At 44.2% G+C, this 20435-nt stretch carries 19 protein-coding genes and 1 riboswitch; of the genes, 16 read left to right on the top strand and 3 right to left on the bottom strand.

Going from position 1 to position 20435, the window contains the following annotated elements; all coding sequences use genetic code 11:
• Positions 1-7: 7 nt before the first annotated feature.
• The 11 genes from MKY10_RS15105 to MKY10_RS15055 all read left to right on the top strand — a co-directional run bounded on the left by MKY10_RS15105 (position 8) and on the right by MKY10_RS15055 (position 13783).
• The gene (locus tag MKY10_RS15105) at positions 8-2365 is read left to right on the top strand and encodes an endonuclease MutS2 (protein WP_015251513.1); all 2358 of its coding nucleotides are present in this window, start codon (positions 8-10) and stop codon (positions 2363-2365) included.
• 14 nt (positions 2366-2379) lie between these two features.
• Positions 2380-2784: a DUF350 domain-containing protein gene (locus MKY10_RS15100; RefSeq protein ID WP_003237674.1), complete on the top strand. Its 405-nt coding sequence runs from the start codon at positions 2380-2382 to the stop codon at positions 2782-2784.
• A gap of 189 nt (positions 2785-2973) precedes the next feature.
• Positions 2974-4656 carry a long-chain-fatty-acid--CoA ligase LcfA gene (gene lcfA, locus MKY10_RS15095; RefSeq protein ID WP_015251514.1) on the top strand — a complete coding sequence of 561 codons (1683 nt, stop codon included), beginning with the start codon at positions 2974-2976 and terminating at the stop codon, positions 4654-4656.
• A gap of 104 nt (positions 4657-4760) precedes the next feature.
• Positions 4761-5345 carry a fatty acid metabolism transcriptional regulator FadR gene (gene fadR / locus MKY10_RS15090; RefSeq protein ID WP_015251515.1) on the top strand — a complete coding sequence of 195 codons (585 nt, stop codon included), beginning with the start codon at positions 4761-4763 and terminating at the stop codon, positions 5343-5345.
• A gap of 14 nt (positions 5346-5359) precedes the next feature.
• Complete coding sequence (locus tag MKY10_RS15085) at positions 5360-6136, top strand: enoyl-CoA hydratase (RefSeq protein WP_003229549.1); 777 nt, start codon at positions 5360-5362, stop codon at positions 6134-6136.
• Between the two features lie 14 nt (positions 6137-6150).
• A complete protein-coding gene (etfB, locus tag MKY10_RS15080; RefSeq protein ID WP_014480500.1) occupies positions 6151-6924 on the top strand; it encodes an electron transfer flavoprotein subunit beta in 774 nt (257 codons plus the stop codon).
• Positions 6925-6959: 35 nt separating this feature from the next.
• Positions 6960-7937, top strand: a complete 978-nt coding sequence (gene etfA, locus MKY10_RS15075; protein WP_048654944.1) for an electron transfer flavoprotein subunit alpha — start codon at positions 6960-6962, stop codon at positions 7935-7937.
• 217 nt (positions 7938-8154) lie between these two features.
• Positions 8155-9642: an alpha-L-arabinofuranosidase AbfB gene (abfB, locus tag MKY10_RS15070; protein ID WP_048654963.1), complete on the top strand. Its 1488-nt coding sequence runs from the start codon at positions 8155-8157 to the stop codon at positions 9640-9642.
• A 322-nt stretch (positions 9643-9964) separates the two neighbouring features.
• Complete coding sequence (gene trxA, locus MKY10_RS15065) at positions 9965-10279, top strand: thioredoxin (protein ID WP_003222500.1); 315 nt, start codon at positions 9965-9967, stop codon at positions 10277-10279.
• Positions 10280-10414: 135 nt separating this feature from the next.
• Positions 10415-12187: an excinuclease ABC subunit UvrC gene (gene uvrC, locus MKY10_RS15060; RefSeq protein WP_044052482.1), complete on the top strand. Its 1773-nt coding sequence runs from the start codon at positions 10415-10417 to the stop codon at positions 12185-12187.
• A gap of 64 nt (positions 12188-12251) precedes the next feature.
• A riboswitch (Lysine riboswitch) is annotated at positions 12252-12431 on the top strand.
• A 125-nt stretch (positions 12432-12556) separates the two neighbouring features.
• Positions 12557-13783, top strand: a complete 1227-nt coding sequence (locus tag MKY10_RS15055; protein WP_003229564.1) for an aspartate kinase — start codon at positions 12557-12559, stop codon at positions 13781-13783.
• Positions 13784-13826: 43 nt separating this feature from the next.
• Here MKY10_RS15055 and MKY10_RS15050 read toward each other — a convergent pair whose 3' ends face one another.
• Positions 13827-14273 carry a YslB family protein gene (locus tag MKY10_RS15050; protein ID WP_003222508.1) on the bottom strand — a complete coding sequence of 149 codons (447 nt, stop codon included), beginning with the start codon at positions 14271-14273 and terminating at the stop codon, positions 13827-13829.
• A gap of 292 nt (positions 14274-14565) precedes the next feature.
• Here MKY10_RS15050 and sdhC point away from each other — a divergent pair, with 292 nt between their 5' ends.
• The 5 genes from sdhC (at position 14566) to MKY10_RS15025 (ending at position 18533) form a co-directional block, all read left to right on the top strand.
• The gene (sdhC, locus tag MKY10_RS15045; RefSeq protein WP_003222512.1) at positions 14566-15174 is read left to right on the top strand and encodes a succinate dehydrogenase cytochrome B558; all 609 of its coding nucleotides are present in this window, start codon (positions 14566-14568) and stop codon (positions 15172-15174) included.
• A gap of 33 nt (positions 15175-15207) precedes the next feature.
• Positions 15208-16968 (top strand): succinate dehydrogenase flavoprotein subunit, encoded by a 1761-nt coding sequence (gene sdhA / locus MKY10_RS15040; protein ID WP_003229567.1) that lies wholly within the window; start codon positions 15208-15210, stop codon positions 16966-16968.
• Between the two features lie 2 nt (positions 16969-16970).
• Positions 16971-17732, top strand: coding sequence for a succinate dehydrogenase iron-sulfur subunit (gene sdhB, locus MKY10_RS15035; protein ID WP_003229569.1), 762 nt, complete (start codon positions 16971-16973; stop codon positions 17730-17732).
• A 59-nt stretch (positions 17733-17791) separates the two neighbouring features.
• Positions 17792-18235, top strand: coding sequence for a thioesterase family protein (locus MKY10_RS15030; protein ID WP_015251520.1), 444 nt, complete (start codon positions 17792-17794; stop codon positions 18233-18235).
• A 115-nt stretch (positions 18236-18350) separates the two neighbouring features.
• Positions 18351-18533, top strand: a complete 183-nt coding sequence (locus MKY10_RS15025) for a LuxR C-terminal-related transcriptional regulator (protein WP_032722321.1) — start codon at positions 18351-18353, stop codon at positions 18531-18533.
• A gap of 11 nt (positions 18534-18544) precedes the next feature.
• Here the strand turns inward: MKY10_RS15025 and MKY10_RS15020 are convergent, their stop codons facing one another.
• A complete protein-coding gene (locus MKY10_RS15020) occupies positions 18545-19021 on the bottom strand; it encodes an ImmA/IrrE family metallo-endopeptidase (RefSeq protein ID WP_134982346.1) in 477 nt (158 codons plus the stop codon).
• 138 nt (positions 19022-19159) lie between these two features.
• Complete coding sequence (locus MKY10_RS15015; RefSeq protein ID WP_134982347.1) at positions 19160-20197, bottom strand: hypothetical protein; 1038 nt, start codon at positions 20195-20197, stop codon at positions 19160-19162.
• Between the last annotated feature and the right edge of the window lie 238 nt (positions 20198-20435).

Here is a 20435-nt window from a genome sequence, read left to right as displayed (position 1 = left end):
CACAATCGTGCAGCAAAAAGTATTATCAGCTCTTGAATTTCATAAAGTGAAAGAACAGGTTATTGGGCATGCCGCTTCATCGCTCGGAAAAGAAATGCTTCTCGAGCTTAAGCCTTCTGCTTCTATAGACGAAATCAAAAAACAGCTGGATGAAGTAGACGAAGCTTCTGACATTATCCGGCTGAGAGGCCAAGCGCCATTTGGCGGCCTTGTAGATATCAGAGGAGCGTTAAGACGGGCGGAAATCGGCAGCGTTCTCAGTCCTTCTGAATTCACTGAAATCTCAGGCCTGCTTTATGCAGTTAAACAAATGAAACATTTTATCACGCAAATGGCTGAAGACGGTGTCGACATTCCGCTGATCCATCAGCATGCTGAACAGCTTATCACGCTGTCCGATTTAGAGCGGGACATTAATTCCTGCATTGATGATCACGGAGAAGTGCTTGATCATGCATCGGAAACATTAAGAGGAATCCGCACACAGCTCAGAACACTCGAATCAAGAGTCAGAGACCGGTTAGAGTCGATGCTGCGTTCCTCTTCCGCATCGAAAATGCTGTCTGATACGATTGTTACGATTCGGAATGACCGCTTTGTGATCCCGGTCAAACAGGAGTACAGATCCAGCTATGGAGGAATTGTGCACGACACCTCATCCTCTGGTGCGACACTATTCATTGAACCGCAGGCGATTGTAGATATGAACAATTCCCTTCAGCAGGCGAAAGTGAAAGAAAAGCAAGAAATTGAACGGATTTTGCGTGTGCTGACAGAGAAAACGGCAGAGTATACAGAGGAGCTATTTCTAGATTTGCAAGTGCTGCAGACGCTTGACTTTATTTTTGCAAAAGCTAGATATGCAAAAGCGGTTAAAGCGACAAAACCGATTATGAACGACACCGGCTTTATCCGTTTGAAAAAAGCCCGCCATCCATTGCTTCCGCCTGATCAGGTTGTTGCCAATGACATCGAGCTTGGCCGCGATTTTTCAACCATTGTCATCACAGGGCCAAACACCGGGGGGAAAACAGTCACCCTTAAAACGTTAGGCCTGCTAACCTTAATGGCGCAGTCAGGTCTTCATATCCCGGCAGATGAAGGGTCAGAAGCGGCAGTATTTGAGCACGTATTCGCTGATATCGGTGATGAACAGTCGATTGAGCAAAGTTTAAGTACGTTCTCATCCCATATGGTGAATATTGTCGGCATTTTAGAACAGGTCAATGAAAACAGCCTTGTGCTTTTCGATGAACTTGGTGCAGGGACAGATCCGCAGGAGGGGGCGGCCCTCGCCATGAGCATCTTGGATGACGTGCATCGCACCAATGCACGAGTGTTAGCTACGACGCATTATCCGGAATTGAAGGCGTACGGCTATAACAGAGAAGGCGTCATGAATGCCAGCGTTGAATTTGACATCGAAACGCTGTCACCGACCTATAAACTTTTAATTGGTGTGCCGGGTCGAAGCAATGCTTTCGAAATTTCAAAACGCCTCGGGCTCCCGGACCATATCATCGGGCAGGCGAAGTCAGAAATGACGGCCGAGCATAACGAAGTCGATACGATGATTGCGTCGCTGGAACAAAGCAAAAAACGTGCGGAAGAAGAGCTTTCTGAGACAGAATCAATCAGAAAAGAAGCGGAAAAACTGCATAAAGAGCTGCAGCAGCAAATCATCGAGCTTAACAGCAAAAAAGACAAAATGCTTGAAGAGGCAGAACAGCAGGCTGCTGAAAAAGTAAAAGCGGCAATGAAAGAAGCCGAGGACATTATTCATGAATTGCGCTCCATAAAAGAAGAACACAAATCCTTCAAGGATCACGAGCTGATTAACGCGAAGAAACGGTTAGAAGGCGCTATGCCTGCTTTTGAAAAGTCCAAGAAACCGGAAAAGCCGAAAACGCAAAAACGCGACTTTAAGCCTGGCGACGAGGTGAAAGTCCTCACTTTCGGGCAAAAAGGAACATTGCTCGAAAAAACAGGCGGCAATGAATGGAACGTTCAAATCGGTATTTTAAAGATGAAAGTAAAAGAAAAAGATTTGGAGTTTATCAAATCAGCTCCGGAGCCAAAAAAAGAAAAAATGATTACAGCGGTCAAAGGAAAGGACTATCACGTATCGCTTGAACTTGATCTTCGCGGCGAACGCTATGAAAATGCCCTCAGCCGGGTTGAAAAATACTTGGATGATGCGGTGTTAGCCGGATATCCAAGAGTGTCAATCATCCACGGAAAAGGAACCGGCGCTTTAAGAAAAGGCGTACAGGATCTTCTGAAAAACCACCGCAGCGTCAAAAGTTCCCGTTTCGGTGAAGCAGGTGAGGGAGGATCAGGCGTTACGGTTGTTGAACTAAAATAAAAGGGAGTATGGCCATGAGTGATTTTTGGGAAAACGAGCTTGTGGAAATCGCGGCATATTACAGTGTCGCGGTTCTCTGCCTCGTCCTCTTTTTGACTGTGTTTGAGCTGGTGACGGCTTATAAAAACTGGGAAGAGATTCAAAAAGGAAATCTTGCGGTGGCAATGGCGACCGGCGGAAAAATTTTGGGGATCGCAAACGTATTTCAGCATTCCATCTCTCAGCATAATTCGCTGCTGCAAATGATCGGCTGGGGCGTTTACGGGTTTGTTATGCTTCTGATCAGCTACTTTATTTTTGAGTTTTTGACTCCGCGGTTTAAAATTGATCAGGAAATCGAAAATGATAACCGGGCTGTCGGCTTTATTTCATTTGTCATTTCTGTCGGGCTTTCATTTGTGGTGGCAGCCGGAATATAAGGGGACGGAGAATAAATGGAAAAGCTTGCAAAAGTACTGCTCGCCGCGGCGGGAATCTTTTTGTTAATTGGTCTTATATATCTGTTCATATTATGAGAAAAAGAAAGATTTACCTTTCTTTTTCTTTTTTTTGCCGTCCATCTGCTATAATGATAAGGTGGAACTCTAAAATCGAAAGGGGGAGGTTTTATGCAGTCTCAAAAGCCGTGGCTTGCCGAGTATCCCAACGATATCCCGCATGAGCTTCCGTTGCCGAATAAAACCCTGCAATCCATCCTGACAGACTCCGCCGCACGATTCCCTGATAAAACCGCAATATCGTTTTATGGAAAAAAACTCACCTTTCATGACATTCTGACGGATGCTCTTAAACTTGCAGCTTTTTTGCAGTGCAATGGCCTGCAAAAAGGAGACAGAGTGGCTGTTATGCTGCCCAATTGCCCGCAAACAGTGATTTCTTATTATGGCGTCTTGTTTGCCGGTGGCATCGTGGTGCAGACGAATCCGCTTTATACCGAGCATGAGCTTGAATACCAGCTTAGAGATGCTCAGGTAAGTGTAATCATCACCTTAGATTTGCTTTTCCCGAAGGCAATAAAAATGAAAACGTTATCAATAGTCGACCAGATTTTGATAACCAGTGTAAAAGACTATTTGCCTTTTCCGAAAAATATTCTTTACCCGCTGACGCAAAAACAAAAAGTGCATATCGACTTTGACAAAACAGCTAACATTCACACGTTCGCTTCCAGTATGAAGCAGGAAAAAACTGAACTCCTGACAATCCCGAAGATCGATCCTGAGCATGATATCGCTGTCCTCCAGTATACCGGAGGAACAACCGGAGCTCCAAAAGGGGTCATGCTCACGCACCAAAATATTTTGGCAAATACTGAAATGTGCGCCGCTTGGATGTATGACGTGAAAGAAGGCGCTGAAAAAGTGCTGGGCATCGTTCCATTTTTTCATGTCTACGGACTGACGGCAGTCATGAACTATTCGATTAAACTAGGCTTCGAAATGATTCTTCTTCCTAAGTTTGATCCGCTCGAAACACTTAAAATCATCGACAAACACAAACCGACGCTCTTTCCTGGCGCACCGACAATTTACATTGGCCTTTTGCATCACCCTGAATTGCAGCATTATGATCTGTCATCCATTAAAAGCTGTCTTAGCGGATCAGCCGCGCTCCCCGTGGAGGTAAAGCAGAAATTTGAAAAGGTGACTGGTGGAAAGCTTGTGGAGGGCTATGGTTTGTCTGAGGCATCCCCAGTGACGCACGCCAACTTTATCTGGGGAAAAAACAAGCCGGGCAGTATCGGCTGTCCTTGGCCGAGTACGGACGCTGCGATCTATTCTGAAGAGACGGGTGAGCTTGCCGCTCCGTATGAGCATGGAGAAATCATTGTAAAAGGTCCGCAAGTCATGAAAGGATACTGGAATAAACCAGAGGAAACCGCCGCAGTGCTGAGAGATGGCTGGCTGTTCACCGGGGACATGGGCTATATGGATGAAGAAGGCTTTTTCTATATTGCTGACAGGAAGAAGGATATCATCATTGCCGGCGGTTACAATATTTACCCGCGTGAGGTAGAAGAAGCGCTTTATGAACATGAAGCCATCCAGGAAATTGTTGTCGCAGGCGTTCCCGATTCCTACAGGGGAGAAACAGTAAAAGCATTTGTCGTATTAAAGAAAGGCGCAAAAGCCGATACAGAAGAACTGGACGCTTTTGCGAGATCACGTCTAGCTCCCTATAAGGTGCCCAAAGCCTATGAGTTCAGAAAGGAGCTGCCGAAAACGGCGGTGGGAAAAATTTTAAGAAGGCGTTTACTTGAAGAAGAAACCGAAAATCATCATATCAAATAAAAAAAGAGAACGCCTATGAATAAACTTGACAAACCTGAAAATCCTTCTTATCATGAAATTATGAATGAATAGTCATTCATTTCTATAGGAAGGAACGATGAACATTGAAGCAAAAACGGCCAAAGTATATGCAGATTATTGATGCAGCAGTAGAAGTCATTGCAGAAAACGGCTACCACCAGTCACAGGTATCCAAAATTGCCAAACAAGCCGGGGTAGCGGACGGCACCATCTATCTCTATTTTAAAAACAAAGAAGATATTTTAATTTCTCTTTTCAAAGAAAAAATGGGTCAATTTATTGAGCGGATGGAAGAGGACATTAAAGAAAAAGCAACAGCGAAAGAGAAATTGGCGCTTGTGATTTCAAAGCATTTTTCCCTTTTAGCGGGTGACCATAATCTCGCCATTGTCACGCAGCTTGAGCTCCGCCAAACCAACTTGGAGCTGCGCCAAAAAATCAACGAAATATTAAAAGGCTACTTAAATATTTTGGATGGCATTTTGACGGAAGGTATACAATCAGGCGAAATAAAAGAAGGCCTCGATGTCCGCCTCGCCCGGCAGATGATTTTTGGAACGATTGACGAAACTGTGACAACTTGGGTGATGAATGACCAAAAGTACGATCTCGTTGCGCTTTCAAACAGCGTTTTAGAATTATTGGTATCCGGAATTCACAATAAGTAAAGGAGTTCTGTCCTATGAATGCAATTTCACTTGCGGTTGATCAATTTGTGGCAGTCTTGACGATTCACAATCCGCCGGCAAACGCGCTTTCAAGCCGGATATTAGAAGAGCTGTCTTCCTGTCTTGATCAATGTGAGACAGATGCAGGCGTACGAAGCATTATCATTCACGGCGAGGGAAGATTTTTCTCAGCCGGCGCTGATATTAAAGAATTTACATCGCTTAAAGGCAATGAGGATTCCTCATTGCTCGCTGAGCGCGGCCAGCAGTTAATGGAGAGAATCGAAAGTTTTCCAAAACCGATTATCGCAGCGATTCACGGCGCTGCTCTCGGAGGCGGGCTGGAGCTTGCAATGGCCTGTCACATCAGAATCGCGGCAGAAGATGCTAAGCTGGGGCTCCCGGAGCTTAATCTCGGTATCATTCCAGGTTTTGCGGGGACACAGCGCCTTCCGAGATATGTCGGTACAGCCAAAGCACTGGAGCTCATCGGATCAGGAGAACCGATATCCGGAAAAGAAGCGCTTGATCTCGGACTTGTCTCAATTGGAGCGAAAGATGAGGCAGAAGTGATTGAAAAAGCAAAAGCACTTGCCGCTAAGTTTGCAGAGAAAAGCCCGCAAACGCTGGCATCTTTGCTTGAACTTCTTTATTCCAACAAGGTGTATTCCTATGAAGGCAGCTTAAAGCTTGAAGCAAAGCGATTTGGGGAAGCATTTGAGTCAGAGGACGCCAAGGAAGGCATCCAGGCATTTCTCGAAAAAAGAAAGCCTCAGTTCAAAGGCGAATAAAAGGGGATATGATCATGAATCTATTTGTACTGATGAAACGGACGTTTGACACAGAAGAAAAAATCGTCATTGAAACAGGAAAGATTCAGGATGACGGAGCGGAATGGATCATTAATCCATATGATGAGTACGCGATAGAAGAAGCCATCCAGCTGAAGGAAAAGCATGGCGGCACGATCACCGCTGTCACGGTCGGCGGTGAAGAAGCGGAGAAAGAATTGCGTACGGCGCTTGCCATGGGTTGTGACCAAGCTGTTTTAATCAACATAGAAGATGATCTTGAAGAACCCGACCAATATTCCATTTCTCAAGTTTTATACCACTATATGAAGGATCAGGAGTTTGATTTGATTCTCGGCGGAAATGTTGCCATTGACGGAGGATCAGGACAAGTGGCGCCTCGGCTTGCCGAGCTACTGGACATTCCGTGTATCACTACGATCACCAAACTCGAAATCAACGGCACTGATGCAGAAGCAGAAAGGGACGTCGAAGGGGATGTTGAAAAAATCAAAACGACGCTCCCATTGCTTGTCACAGCTCAGCAGGGCTTAAACGAGCCGCGCTATCCATCGCTTCCGGGAATTATGAAGGCTAAGAAAAAGCCGCTTGAAGAGCTTGAACTTGATGATCTTGATCTGGACGAAGAGGATGCTGAACCAAAGCTGAAAACCATTGAACGTTTTCTGCCGCCGAAAAAAGAAGCCGGGAAGCTTCTCCAAGGTGAGCCTGCTGAACAGGCAAAAGAGCTTGTTTCATTGCTCCGCAGCGAAGCTAAAGTCATTTAAAACTTGGACATTCAAAGAAACAGGGGGATGTTAGAATGGGAAAAAAAGTGATCGTGCTTGGAGAAATACGCGATGGGGAATTGCGAAATGTCACCTTTGAAGCAATAGCTGCAGGAAGAACCATTTCAGGAGATGGGGAAGTCATCGGTGTTCTCATCGGTGAAAATGTACAAAGCATTGCACAAGAGCTTATTCATTACGGAGCAGATAAAGTTCTTACCGCTGAGGACCCGAAGCTGAAAACATACACGGCAGACGGGTACAGCCAGGTCATGAGAGGTGTTATCGAGCAAGAAAATCCTGATTCAGTCATCTTCGGGCATACGGCAATGGGCAAGGATCTTTCACCGAAGCTTGCTGCCCGGCTGCAAACAGGCTTAATTTCTGATGCTATAGATGTAAGCGTTACCGGAGGAAATGTTATGTTCACACGGCCGATTTACTCGGGGAAAGCTTTTGAACGCGTCATTTCAACCGATCCGATGATCTTTGCAACAATTCGCCCCAATAACATTCAAGCTTCAGAAAAAGACACCAGCAGATCGGGGAGCATCGAAAGCATTGATGTTTCTCTTACTGACCTCCGCACTGTTATCCAAGAGGTCGTGAAAAAAACAGCTGACGGTGTTGATCTCTCCGAAGCAAAAATTATCGTTGCGGGCGGCCGAGGAGTCAAAAGCAAGGAGGGATTTCAGCCTCTGCAGGAGCTTGCAGAGGTGCTAGGGGCCGTAGTCGGGGCTTCTCGCGGGGCATGTGACGCTGATTATTGCGATTATGCTCTCCAAATCGGGCAGACGGGGAAAGTCGTCACTCCGGATTTGTACATTGCATGCGGCATTTCCGGCGCCATCCAGCATTTGGCCGGCATGTCAAACAGCAAGGTGATCGTCGCCATCAATAAAGACCCCGAAGCCGATATCTTTAAAATAGCGGATTACGGCATCGTCGGTGATTTATTTGAAGTTGTCCCGTTATTAACTGAGGAATTCAAACAATTGAATATACACTCATAAAGGAAATCCCGGACTTTAAAAGTTCGGGATTTTTTCATATTTATAAATACATACGTACAAATATAAAAACTATAGAAAATGACGTTGACATGTACGAACATATATAATATGGTTACTTTAAAAGCGCTTACATTCATGCTGACTCCTCAGGCAAAAGACAGATCACATATTTGACTGTGGTGCTTTTCATATCCGTATGAAAGGAATGATCAGAGGCATGTCTGAACATCAAGCAGTGATTCAAACAGATATCGTAAAAGGAACAATTAACAAAAATATATACGGTCATTTTGCTGAGCATTTAGGAAGAGGGATTTATGAGGGGATCTGGGTCGGAACGGACTCAGACATCCCCAATATCAACGGGATACGAAAGGACGTGCTGGAGGCGCTCAAACAGCTGCACATCCCTGTCCTCAGGTGGCCAGGCGGGTGTTTTGCGGACGAATACCATTGGGCAAACGGTGTCGGTGACCGTAAGACAATGCTGAACACTCACTGGGGCGGTACAATTGAATCAAATGAATTCGGAACGCATGAATTTATGATGCTTTGCGAGCTGCTTGAATGCGAGCCATATATTTGCGGCAATGTCGGAAGCGGAACCGTTCAGGAAATGGCGGAGTGGATTGAGTATATGACATTTGAAGAAGGCACGCCGATGTCAGACTGGAGAAAGCAAAATGGAAGAGAAGAGCCTTGGAAGCTGAAATATTTCGGCGTGGGCAATGAAAACTGGGGCTGCGGCGGCAACATGCATCCCGAATACTACGCAGATCTGTACCGGCGTTTTCAGACTTATGTCCGCAATTACAGCGGGAATGACATTTATAAAATTGCAGGCGGCGCAAATGTGGATGATTTTAATTGGACGGACGTGCTTATGAAAAAAGCCGCTGGCCTGATGGACGGGTTGAGTCTTCATTATTACACGATTCCGGGGGATTTCTGGAAGGGCAAAGGATCAGCTACAGAATTCACGGAAGATGAATGGTTTATTACGATGAAAAAAGCCAAATACATCGATGAATTGATTCAAAAACACGGCACGATTATGGACCGGTACGATCCGGAGCAGCGGGTCGGGCTGATTATTGATGAATGGGGCACGTGGTTTGATCCCGAGCCAGGCACGAATCCCGGTTTCTTATATCAGCAAAACACCATTCGTGATGCACTGGTGGCGGCTTCTCATTTCCACATTTTCCATCAACATTGCCGCCGGGTGCAAATGGCCAACATCGCCCAAACAGTAAACGTTCTGCAAGCGATGATTTTGACTGAGGGAGAGCGGATGCTTTTGACACCGACGTACCATGTATTCAATATGTTTAAGGTGCATCAGGACGCTTCTCTTTTAGCCACAGAGACAATGTCTGCCGACTATGAATGGAACGGTGAAACGCTTCCGCAAATCAGCATTTCAGCGTCGAAACAAGCTGAAGGCGATATCAATATCACAATTTGCAACATCGATCACCAAAACAAGGCAGAGGCGGAAATCGAGCTGAGGGGCCTACACAAGGCAGCGGACCATTCCGGAGTCATTCTTACGGCAGAAAAAATGAATGAGCATAACACGTTTGACGATCCTCATCATGTCAAACCGGAATCCTTCAGACAATACACGCTCAGCAAAAACAAACTGAAAGTAAAACTCCCGCCAATGTCAGTCGTCTTACTTACGCTGCGTGCTGATTCTTAATCGCGCAAGAGCGCCGGAGCTTCATGCCGGCGCTCTTTTTCAGGTTTTAAAACAGCTCCGGCAGGGCATGGTAAAGTACATGACAGTGAAGAGGAGATGTGATCTTATGCTTCGTACCATTTTAATGATTATTGGGGCAATTGTAGTGATCGGGGCCATTATCAGATTTGTGTTTTAAAAAAAGAGCATATCCCATTCAACCATATAAAAATGAGTAAACCGGCTGTGATCAGGAAAAAATAATTTGTAAGCATTAAAATAGCGTGAACGAATGGGAGATGCTATACTAAAAATCATCATTTCACATTGGAGGAATTCAATAATGGCTATCGTAAAAGCAACTGATCAATCTTTCTCAGCTGAAACAAGCGAAGGCGTCGTACTGGCAGACTTCTGGGCTCCTTGGTGCGGACCTTGTAAAATGATTGCACCTGTTCTTGAAGAATTGGATCAAGAAATGGGAGACAAACTGAAAATCGTAAAAATCGATGTAGACGAAAACCAAGAAACTGCCGGAAAATACGGCGTTATGAGCATCCCGACTCTTCTTGTGTTAAAAGACGGCGAAGTAGTTGAAACTTCAGTCGGCTTCAAACCAAAAGAAGCGCTTCAAGAGCTTGTAAACAAACATCTTTAATTTTCCGCTGCTTACATGCCAGAGCGATTCCGATTGAGGGATCGCTTTTTTTATTCGCCAATTGTGAACCATAGAGAAAAACAAACGTTCGTGTTAAACTGGAAATAAAGGATTAAACATAAGGAAGGGTAACATATGAACAAACAACTGAAAGAAAAACTCGCCCTCCTTCCTGATCAACCGGGTTGTTATCTCATGAAGGACCGGCAGCAGACTGTGATCTACGTAGGGAAAGCAAAAGTGCTGAAAAACAGAGTGCGCTCCTACTTCACCGGTTCTCACGACGCGAAAACCCAAAGGCTTGTGACGGAAATCGAGGATTTTGAATATATCGTGACGTCCTCCAATCTTGAAGCGCTTATTTTAGAAATGAATCTGATCAAAAAGCATGATCCGAAATACAACGTCATGCTCAAAGACGACAAAACCTATCCTTTCATAAAACTCACCCATGAACGCCACCCAAGGCTGATTGTCACCCGCAATGTCAAAAAAGACAAAGGGCGCTATTTCGGGCCGTATCCGAATGTACAGGCAGCAAGGGAAACAAAAAAACTGCTCGACCGTCTGTATCCTCTCAGAAAATGCTCCAAGCTCCCGGACAGAGTGTGCCTTTACTATCATCTGGGCCAATGCCTCGCTCCGTGTGTAAAGGATATTTCCGAAGAGACGAACAGAGAGCTGGTTGAAAGCATTACACGTTTCTTAAGGGGCGGCTATAATGAGGTCAAAAAAGAGCTTGAAGAGAAAATGCATGAAGCTGCTGAGAATCTTGAGTTTGAACGAGCAAAAGAGCTTCGTGACCAAATGGCCCATATTGAATCAACGATGGAAAAACAAAAAATGACGATGAACGATCTAGTCGACCGTGATGTGTTCGCGTACGCGTACGATAAGGGCTGGATGTGTGTGCAGGTCTTTTTCATCCGCCAAGGAAAGCTCATTGAACGCGATGTCAGCATGTTCCCGCTTTATCAGGAAGCAGATGAAGAGTTCCTCACGTTCATCGGGCAGTTCTATTCAAAAAACAACCACTTCCTTCCGAAGGAGATTTTAGTTCCGGACAGCGTAGATCAATCTATGATCGAGCAGCTGCTGGAAACAAACGTTCACCAGCCGAAAAAAGGCCCGAAAAAAGAACTGCTCATGCTTGCCCATAAAAATGCGAAAATCGCATTGAAAGAAAAATTCTCTTTAATCGAACGGGACGAGGAGCGTTCAATCGGGGCAGTGCAGAAACTAGGTGAGGCATTAAATATTTATACGCCGCACAGAATTGAAGCGTTTGATAACTCAAATATACAGGGGACAAACCCGGTTTCCGCGATGATTGTGTTTATCGATGGCAAACCATATAAAAAGGAATACCGCAAATATAAAATCAAAACTGTTACAGGGCCGGATGATTACGGTTCTATGAGAGAGGTTGTCAGAAGACGCTATACGAGAGTGCTTCGTGAGAATCTGCCGCTGCCCGATCTGATTATCATTGACGGAGGAAAAGGGCAGATCAACGCAGCAAGGGATGTCATTGAAAATGAACTCGGCTTGGATATCCCGATCGCCGGTCTAGCGAAAGATGAAAAACACAGAACCTCAAATTTACTGATCGGTGAGCCGCTGGAGGTAGTGTATCTGGAACGAAACAGCCAGGAATTTTACCTCCTGCAGCGCATTCAAGACGAGGTGCACCGTTTTGCAATCAGTTTTCACAGGCAAATCCGCGGAAAAAGCGCGTTTCAATCCGTTTTGGACGACATCCCGGGTATCGGAGAGAAAAGAAAGAAAATGCTGTTAAAGCATTTCGGTTCCGTTAAAAAAATGAAGGAAGCAAGCCTTGAGGACATCAAAAAAGCCGGTGTTCCCACAGCGGCGGCTCAGCTCCTTTACGACAAATTGCAAAAATAATGTTGTCCTTTTAAATAAGATCTGATAAAATGTGAACTAATTTCATAGTTAGATCGTGTTATATGGTGAAGATAGAGGTGCGAACTTCAAGAGTATGCCTTTGGAGAAAGATGGATTCTGTGAAAAAGGCTGAAAGGGGAGCGTCGCCGAAGCAAATAAAACCCCATCGGTATTATTTGCTGGCCGTGCATTGAATAAATGTAAGGCTGTCAAGAAATCATTTTCTTGGAGGGCTATCTCGTTGTTCATAATCATTTATGATGATTAATTGATAAGCAATGAGAGTATTCCTCTCATTGCTTTTTTTATTGTGGACAAAGCGCTCTTTCTCCTCACCCGCACGAACCAAAATGTAAAGGGTGGTAATACATGGGTCTTATTGTACAAAAATTCGGAGGCACTTCCGTCGGCTCAGTCGAAAAAATTCAAAATGCGGCAAACCGCGCAATTGCAGAAAAACAGAAAGGCCATCAAGTCGTTGTCGTCGTTTCAGCAATGGGAAAATCCACTGACGAATTGGTCAGCCTTGCAAAAGCTATTTCTGACCAGCCGAGCAAACGCGAAATGGATATGCTGCTGGCGACAGGCGAGCAGGTCACGATTTCACTCCTTTCAATGGCATTGCAGGAAAAAGGCTATGACGCTGTGTCTTATACTGGCTGGCAGGCGGGAATCCGTACGGAGGCCATTCACGGAAACGCCAGAATTACAGATATCGACACTTCGGTTTTAGCAGACCAGCTTGAAAAAGGAAAAATTGTCATTGTTGCAGGATTCCAAGGCATGACAGAGGATTGTGAAATTACGACATTGGGCCGGGGCGGTTCAGATACAACAGCAGTTGCTTTGGCTGCCGCTTTAAAAGCTGATAAATGTGACATATACACAGACGTGCCAGGCGTGTTTACAACCGATCCGCGCTATGTGAAATCAGCGAGAAAACTTGAGGGCATCTCATACGATGAAATGCTTGAGCTTGCCAATTTAGGCGCCGGTGTTCTTCATCCGAGAGCAGTTGAGTTCGCGAAAAATTACCAAGTGCCGTTAGAAGTGCGTTCAAGTACAGAAACCGAAGCGGGAACATTAATTGAGGAGGAATCATCCATGGAACAGAATTTAATTGTCAGAGGCATTGCATTTGAAGATCAAATCACAAGAGTAACCATTTACGGGCTGACTAGCGGCCTGACAACTTTGTCTACTATTTTTACAACACTTGCCAAAAGAAACATAAACGTGGATATCATTATCCAAACGCAGGCCGAGGACAAGACTGGAATTTCCTTCTCTGTCAAAACAGAAGATGCAGACCAAACCGTTGCGGTGCTTGAAGAGTATAAAGACGCGCTGGAATTTGAGAAAATCGAGACAGAAAGCAAATTGGCTAAAGTATCTATTGTTGGATCCGGCATGGTCTCAAATCCCGGTGTAGCGGCTGAAATGTTTGCTGTACTGGCGCAAAAAAACATTTTAATCAAAATGGTCAGCACATCTGAAATCAAAGTGTCAACAGTCGTAAGCGAAAATGACATGGTGAAAGCAGTCGAGTCGCTTCACGATGCATTTGAGCTTTCAAAACACCCTTCAGCTGTGTAATGACAATCAAAAAGGCGGGACTATGCAGTCACCGCCTTTTTGATTACACTGGGTCTTTCATATCCCATTTCACAGTCAGAACCACTTTATCGGCTCTCTTTTTCACTTGTTCATATGATTCGGCAATCTGATCATTCATCAATTGAATTTGTTCAGCGATAAAACCAGCCTCCAGCTGAAAGCAAGGTTCTTTCTGATGTTTAAGCCGGTTGGAAATGATCGGCCCTTCAAGTTCAAATTCAAGCTCCTGTTTTTTAGCGCTTACGTTGGTGAGGGTTCCCCAGCCCGCTTCTTCAAAGAAGGCCGGAAATTCCTCCCATGATTCAAGAGGAAACTTACGGGCGAGATGTTTTCCTGCCCAATACATCATGGAAGAGTAATCTTGGCCAAGCATATCTGGGAGAACGATCTCTCGTATTAGTTCGTAGGCATAGGCGTTCATTTCAATTTCTTTTAGGTTGTCAATAGATGCTTCAAATTTAGACTTCATAACTGTCTCCCCTCTCTCCTGCGTATATTATAGCTCAAACAGGGGGGAGGATTACAGAATGATCCTGTAATTCTTATGAAAAATTAAGCAAGAAATATATATTGATAAAATAAAATTTTTCAATCAACTAATCAATTCGGAAAATTATAATTTATGTACGCGTTTTCTTGACGCCCTTTTGAGGGAGGAGTAAAATGAAATTGTCAATAAATCTTAATAAAGTGCTTACAATTGAAAGAAGTGGGGGAAGAGATTTAGCACATTTCGCACTTATCAAACAGGGGGTAAAGTAATGTCTGGGAACAGAGAGTTTTATTTTCGAAGATTGCATTCCTTGCTTGGCGTCATACCGGTCGGCATCTTTCTTATTCAGCATTTAGTCGTCAACCAGTTTGCCGCAAGGGGCGCTGAAGCATTCAATAGCGCTGCTCATTTTATGGATAGCCTGCCTTTCAGGTATGCCTTGGAAATTTTTATTATCTTCTTACCATTAATTTATCATGCAGTTTATGGTGTGTACATAGCGTTTACTGCGAAAAATAACGCCGGCCAATACAGCTACATGAGAAACTGGCTATTCGTCCTGCAGCGTGTAACCGGTATCATCACCCTCATTTTCGTCAGCTGGCACGTGTGGGAAACCCGCATTGCCGCACAAATGGGTGCTGAGGTCAATTTCGACATGATGGCGAATATTTTGAGCTCTCCGGCTATGCTTGGTTTTTACATTGTCGGTGTTTTATCAACAATTTTCCACTTCTCGAACGGTTTATGGTCTTTCGCTGTTACTTGGGGCATCACGGTAACGCCTCGTTCTCAAAGAATTTCGACATACGTTACGCTGATTATTTTTGTTGCACTGTCATACGTAGGCTTAAAAGCGATTTTCGCATTTGTTTAAGAGTACTAGATTACTAGAGGGAGAGGGGCTATCATGAGTCAATCAAGCATTATCGTAGTCGGCGGGGGTCTTGCCGGCCTCATGGCGACAATTAAAGCAGCGGAATCAGGAATGGCGGTTAAGTTGTTTTCCATCGTTCCTGTCAAACGTTCTCATTCGGTTTGTGCGCAAGGCGGCATAAACGGAGCGGTCAATACAAAAGGGGAAGGTGACTCTCCGTGGGAACATTTTGATGACACGGTATACGGGGGAGACTTTCTTGCCAACCAGCCGCCGGTCAAGGCGATGTGTGAAGCGGCGCCTTCAATCATCCACTTATTAGACCGGATGGGCGTCATGTTTAACCGGACGCCTGAAGGCCTGCTTGATTTCCGCCGATTCGGGGGTACACAGCACCACAGAACTGCTTATGCTGGTGCGACGACGGGACAGCAGCTGCTTTACGCACTGGACGAGCAAGTGCGCAGATACGAAGTTGCGGGTCTGGTCACAAAATACGAAGGCTGGGAATTCCTTGGCGCTGTTTTAGATGATGACAGAACCTGCCGTGGAATTGTTGCACAAAACCTGACAAACATGCAAATTGAATCCTTCCGTTCAGACGCTGTCATTATGGCGACGGGCGGACCGGGAATCATCTTTGGAAAATCAACGAACTCCATGATTAATACAGGATCTGCTGCGTCAATCGTTTATCAGCAGGGAGCGTATTATGCAAACGGAGAATTCATTCAAATCCACCCGACAGCCATACCGGGCGATGACAAATTAAGACTGATGAGTGAATCAGCGCGTGGTGAAGGCGGGCGCGTGTGGACATATAAAGACGGCAAACCATGGTATTTCCTGGAGGAAAAATATCCGGCATACGGAAACCTGGTGCCGCGTGATATTGCGACACGCGAAATATTTGATGTGTGTGTGAACCAGAAGCTTGGCATTAACGGTGAAAACATGGTATATCTCGATCTGTCTCATAAAGATCCGAAAGAGCTTGATATTAAGCTTGGAGGCATCATTGAGATTTATGAGAAATTCATGGGAGACGACCCGCGTAAGCTCCCAATGAAAATCTTCCCGGCGGTCCATTATTCTATGGGCGGTTTATGGGTGGATTACGATCAAATGACAAATATCCCTGGACTGTTTGCGGCTGGGGAATGTGATTATTCTATGCACGGCGGCAACCGCTTGGGAGCGAACTCCCTGCTGTCTGCGATTTACGGAGGCATGGTGGCCGGTCCGAATGCGGTGAAATATGTAAACGGCTTAGAATCTTCAGCGGAAGACATGTCTTCATCTTTATTCGACGCTCACGTTAAGAAAGAAGAAGAAAAATGGGCTGATATTATGAGTATGGACGGAACCGAAAATGCCTATGTTCTTCACAAAGAGCTCGGTGAGTGGATGACGGCGAACGTAACGGTTGTCCGCCATAATGACAAGCTTTTGAAAACGGATGACAAAATTCAGGAGTTAATGGAGCGCTTCAAAAAGATCAACATCAATGACACGACAAAATGGAGCAACCAGGGAGCGATGTTCACACGCCAGTTCTCAAACATGCTTCAGCTTGCTAGGGTGATTACCCTTGGCGCATACAACCGTAATGAAAGCCGGGGCGCCCATTATAAACCGGATTATCCTGAACGTAATGATGATGAATGGCTCAAAACAACAATGGCTAAACATGTAAGCCCGTATGAAGCGCCGGAATTTGAGTATCAGGATGTCGATGTATCACTGATAACGCCTCGGAAACGGGATTACTCGAAGAAGAAGGTGGCGAAATAATCATGAGTGAACAAAAAACCATACGATTTATTATCACACGTCAAGATACAGCCGACAGCACGCCTTACGATGAAGAATTTGAGATTCCATACCGCCCGAATCTGAACGTCATTTCCGCTCTGATGGAAATCCGCCGGAATCCGGTTAATGTCAAAGGTGAGAAGACAACCCCTGTCACATGGGATATGAACTGTCTTGAGGAAGTATGCGGCGCATGTTCAATGGTCATAAACGGAAAACCCCGCCAGTCTTGCACGGCGCTTATCGACCAGCTTGAACAGCCGATCCGTTTAAAACCAATGAAAACATTCCCAGTTGTTCGTGATTTGCAGGTTGATCGCAGCAGAATGTTTGATTCATTGAAAAAAGTAAAAGCGTGGATACCGATTGACGGTACGTACGATTTAGGACCGGGGCCGAGAATGCCGGAAAAACGCCGTCAATGGGCATATGAATTATCAAAATGCATGACATGCGGCGTCTGCCTCGAAGCTTGCCCGAATGTGAACAGCAAATCGAAGTTCATGGGGCCTGCACCGATGTCGCAAGTCCGCCTGTTTAACGCGCATCCGACAGGCGCCATGAATAAATCTGAACGATTAGAAGCATTAATGGATGAAGGCGGCCTTGCAGATTGCGGCAACTCGCAAAACTGTGTTCAATCCTGTCCGAAGGGGATTCCGCTTACCACTTCGATTGCAGCCTTGAATAGAGATACAAACTTACAAGCGTTCCGCAATTTCTTCGGAAGCGACAGAGTATAAGAAGAAAAACCTCTTCCGCATGGGAGAGGTTTTTTTAAACAATAAGGAGATGAAAAAAGATGAAGCTTCCCGCTTATATTGATATGCCGTTTCAAGAATGGAAAACATCCTTTTCTTTTTTCAATGAGGTATCCGTAAGATTTTCGGAGACAGACATGTTTGGGCATATGAATAATGTAACCCCTTTTATATATTTTGAGGAGGCGCGGATTTCTTATTTTAAAAAGTTGAATATGATGAGTGAAAACAAACAGACCATGACAGTCGTGGCAAGCCAGCAATGCGATTATTTGCGCCAAGTCATGCCTTATGAAGAGTTGCGCATCTATGTGAAAACAAGCGCAGTCGGCAGTTCATCTCTTACCTTGCACTATCTCGGAGAGAACCTCGAAGGCGAGCCCTGCTTCACCGGGGCAGTCGTGATGGTTCAAGTCTCAAAGGAAAGCGGCAAGGCTGTCAGCTGGACAGATGAGGAGAAAGAAACGCTTCTTCATACACGATAAACTAATTATCTTGTAAACGTCACCTCCTGCGCCCTTCTTACATATGATATCTCGACTATATCAAAACCCATTCGTTTCTGATTCGCTCTCACCTTAGCAAGGAGGGTTACAATACTTGAAGGAGAAAGAATTTCAATCGAAGCCGCTGCTAACGAAAAGAGAAAGAGAAGTGTTCGAATTGCTCGTTCAAGATAAGACAACAAAGGAGATTGCAAGCGAGCTATTTATCAGTGAGAAAACCGTTCGAAACCATATTTCAAATGGTATGCATACCGGTCGCAAACTAAGAGCCCTTTAGAGGCTCTTTTTTTATATGATGAGTCGTTTTTTATTGAAGTACATATTGATGCGGGTCATCGCAAATGAATCTGGAACCTTGAAGGCATCGGCAATGACTTGAACTGCGTCGTATAGATTACGGGGGATGTCCATTGCTCGGAGCATGAAAGTAGGTATACAAAAGTGATACGCAAAATAATTGGCCTGGTACTCTAAATATCGTTTCCACGAAGCAGGCATGATCTTATCATCGTTCATGTGTCTAAAATCATGGCAAACCTCATGAGCAAAATCCAGCCACTGTTCCTGTCGTGTCTTTCGTGAATCTAAAGAAATTGTATACATGCCGTTGAATCGCAGAGCAAAACTCGTTTCCGGATTGTAAACAATTAAGATGTCCAAGGCCTGAGCAATTCTATCAAAATTAATCTCATGTGGCTTTGTAATATTGATCTCCCTGTAAAGCTGTTCAATCCAATCTTCTAAATGGCTGTTAGTGTATCTCAAAGATGAAACCTCCCTTAAATAACCAAATATGTGACTTTTATCATGGTCTTTATTGTATCTTATCACCTATTTTGTCGAAGGTGAACAAACATATGTTCCTTTTTTAGCGAAAAGAAAAGCCCCCTTTAGGGGCTCAATTTAATTTGAATCTTTTTTCTTAGCTTCTTCAAAACTCAAGATATCAAAATCTAGTCTTTTCTCGCTTCCTAAATCATCATAGGTTTTTGCATCACTTGGAGGAGAAATAATCATTTTCAAACTAGTGATATCTTTTGAATTATCTTTAAGTATCCACCATGCCTGGCCTTCTTTTTTAACTTTTCCTAAGAAGTCTCCGCCTACTTCACCCATTAATCCCATTTCAGATTCAAGCTGTTCTCCTGTATTTGTAACAATAACAGCTTGGTTAGGGTCAAACGTTACGTCCTTAGAAGAAGTGTTTTCGGCCTTCATATCGACAACAATAGCCCGAACCTTATCTTGATCATTAAAATAAAGTGATTTTGCATCATCATCTGGTTGAATTTCGAGAACGTCGACACTGTTAATATAAAGCTTCATGCTGCCCATCGTAACAGGTTTTATAGGAGTGTCTTTACCGTCAATTCCGACTTCGTCGTTATATCCAACGCCGATATCTTTAACGTGGCCCAGTCCTTCAATATCACCTTCGCCAGTTTTTTCAAACTGTTCTTTTAGTGCAGCATCTTGTTTAGCTTGCTCTTTTTCTTTATCAATTTTTTCAACGTAAACGGCTTTCACTTTAGGAAGGGCACTTCCTTCAGCTCTGCCTTCATATGTACCATAAATTTTAACGGTATCGTTTAGTTTGAACTTATCAGCGCTTTTATTGCTTACTGTGTAAACTTCAGATCCATCGCTATTTTTACTTACAGTAAACTCAACATTTTTAGAAACTGTATCCCCATCATCATTGACGTTATCTGCATAAGTAACATCGCCTTCAATGACAATTTTTGTCCCTTTCTTAATGCCGGCGCTATTTACTTTTTCATAGGCATATGATTTTGCATCTTTTTTAAACTGGTCCTCAGCACTAAGTGAGCTTGTCTTGCTTGAAGAAGATTTTTCATTACTACTTGAAGAGTCAGAACTACATGCAGCTAAAGAAAAACTAAGAGTCAATGCTCCAATACCTAATAACCATTTTTTCAATTGTAATTTCCCCTTTTATAATGAAGTGCAATCTCTTTCTTTGTATCGTCTAAATAAAGGATTTTTTTACTTTTTCTCTCTAAAATCTGAGTGAAAAACCCTGAATGTTTTACCTCAAAATTTGCGGTTGAATGCAGAAATAACCTCATGGATCACCTCAAAAATTGAGGTTGAAATGGTTTCAACTGAATAGTTTACCTCAAATTTTGAGGCGAAGTGTTCAGCATTAATTAAACTA

Source organism: Bacillus sp. FSL P4-0290, from assembly GCF_037975435.1.
Taxonomy (GTDB): domain Bacteria; phylum Bacillota; class Bacilli; order Bacillales; family Bacillaceae; genus Bacillus; species Bacillus subtilis.
This window is presented reverse-complemented; position numbering and strand designations above follow the sequence as displayed.

Bases quoted from the DNA above. Each gene is read 5' to 3' on its own strand.
- MKY10_RS15085 (WP_003229549.1), top strand. From the start codon at position 5,360: ATGAATGCAATTTCACTTGCGGTTGATCAATTTGTGGCAGTCTTGACG.
- MKY10_RS15055 (WP_003229564.1), top strand. From the start codon at position 12,557: ATGGGTCTTATTGTACAAAAATTCGGAGGCACTTCCGTCGGCTCAGTC.
- abfB (WP_048654963.1), top strand. From the start codon at position 8,155: ATGTCTGAACATCAAGCAGTGATTCAAACAGATATCGTAAAAGGAACA.
- MKY10_RS15030 (WP_015251520.1), top strand. From the start codon at position 17,792: ATGAAGCTTCCCGCTTATATTGATATGCCGTTTCAAGAATGGAAAACA.
- etfA (WP_048654944.1), top strand. From the start codon at position 6,960: ATGGGAAAAAAAGTGATCGTGCTTGGAGAAATACGCGATGGGGAATTG.
- trxA (WP_003222500.1), top strand. From the start codon at position 9,965: ATGGCTATCGTAAAAGCAACTGATCAATCTTTCTCAGCTGAAACAAGC.
- MKY10_RS15100 (WP_003237674.1), top strand. From the start codon at position 2,380: ATGAGTGATTTTTGGGAAAACGAGCTTGTGGAAATCGCGGCATATTAC.
- etfB (WP_014480500.1), top strand. From the start codon at position 6,151: ATGAATCTATTTGTACTGATGAAACGGACGTTTGACACAGAAGAAAAA.
- MKY10_RS15050 (WP_003222508.1), bottom strand. From the start codon at position 14,273: ATGAAGTCTAAATTTGAAGCATCTATTGACAACCTAAAAGAAATTGAA.
- lcfA (WP_015251514.1), top strand. From the start codon at position 2,974: ATGCAGTCTCAAAAGCCGTGGCTTGCCGAGTATCCCAACGATATCCCG.
- uvrC (WP_044052482.1), top strand. From the start codon at position 10,415: ATGAACAAACAACTGAAAGAAAAACTCGCCCTCCTTCCTGATCAACCG.
- sdhC (WP_003222512.1), top strand. From the start codon at position 14,566: ATGTCTGGGAACAGAGAGTTTTATTTTCGAAGATTGCATTCCTTGCTT.
- sdhA (WP_003229567.1), top strand. From the start codon at position 15,208: ATGAGTCAATCAAGCATTATCGTAGTCGGCGGGGGTCTTGCCGGCCTC.
- sdhB (WP_003229569.1), top strand. From the start codon at position 16,971: ATGAGTGAACAAAAAACCATACGATTTATTATCACACGTCAAGATACA.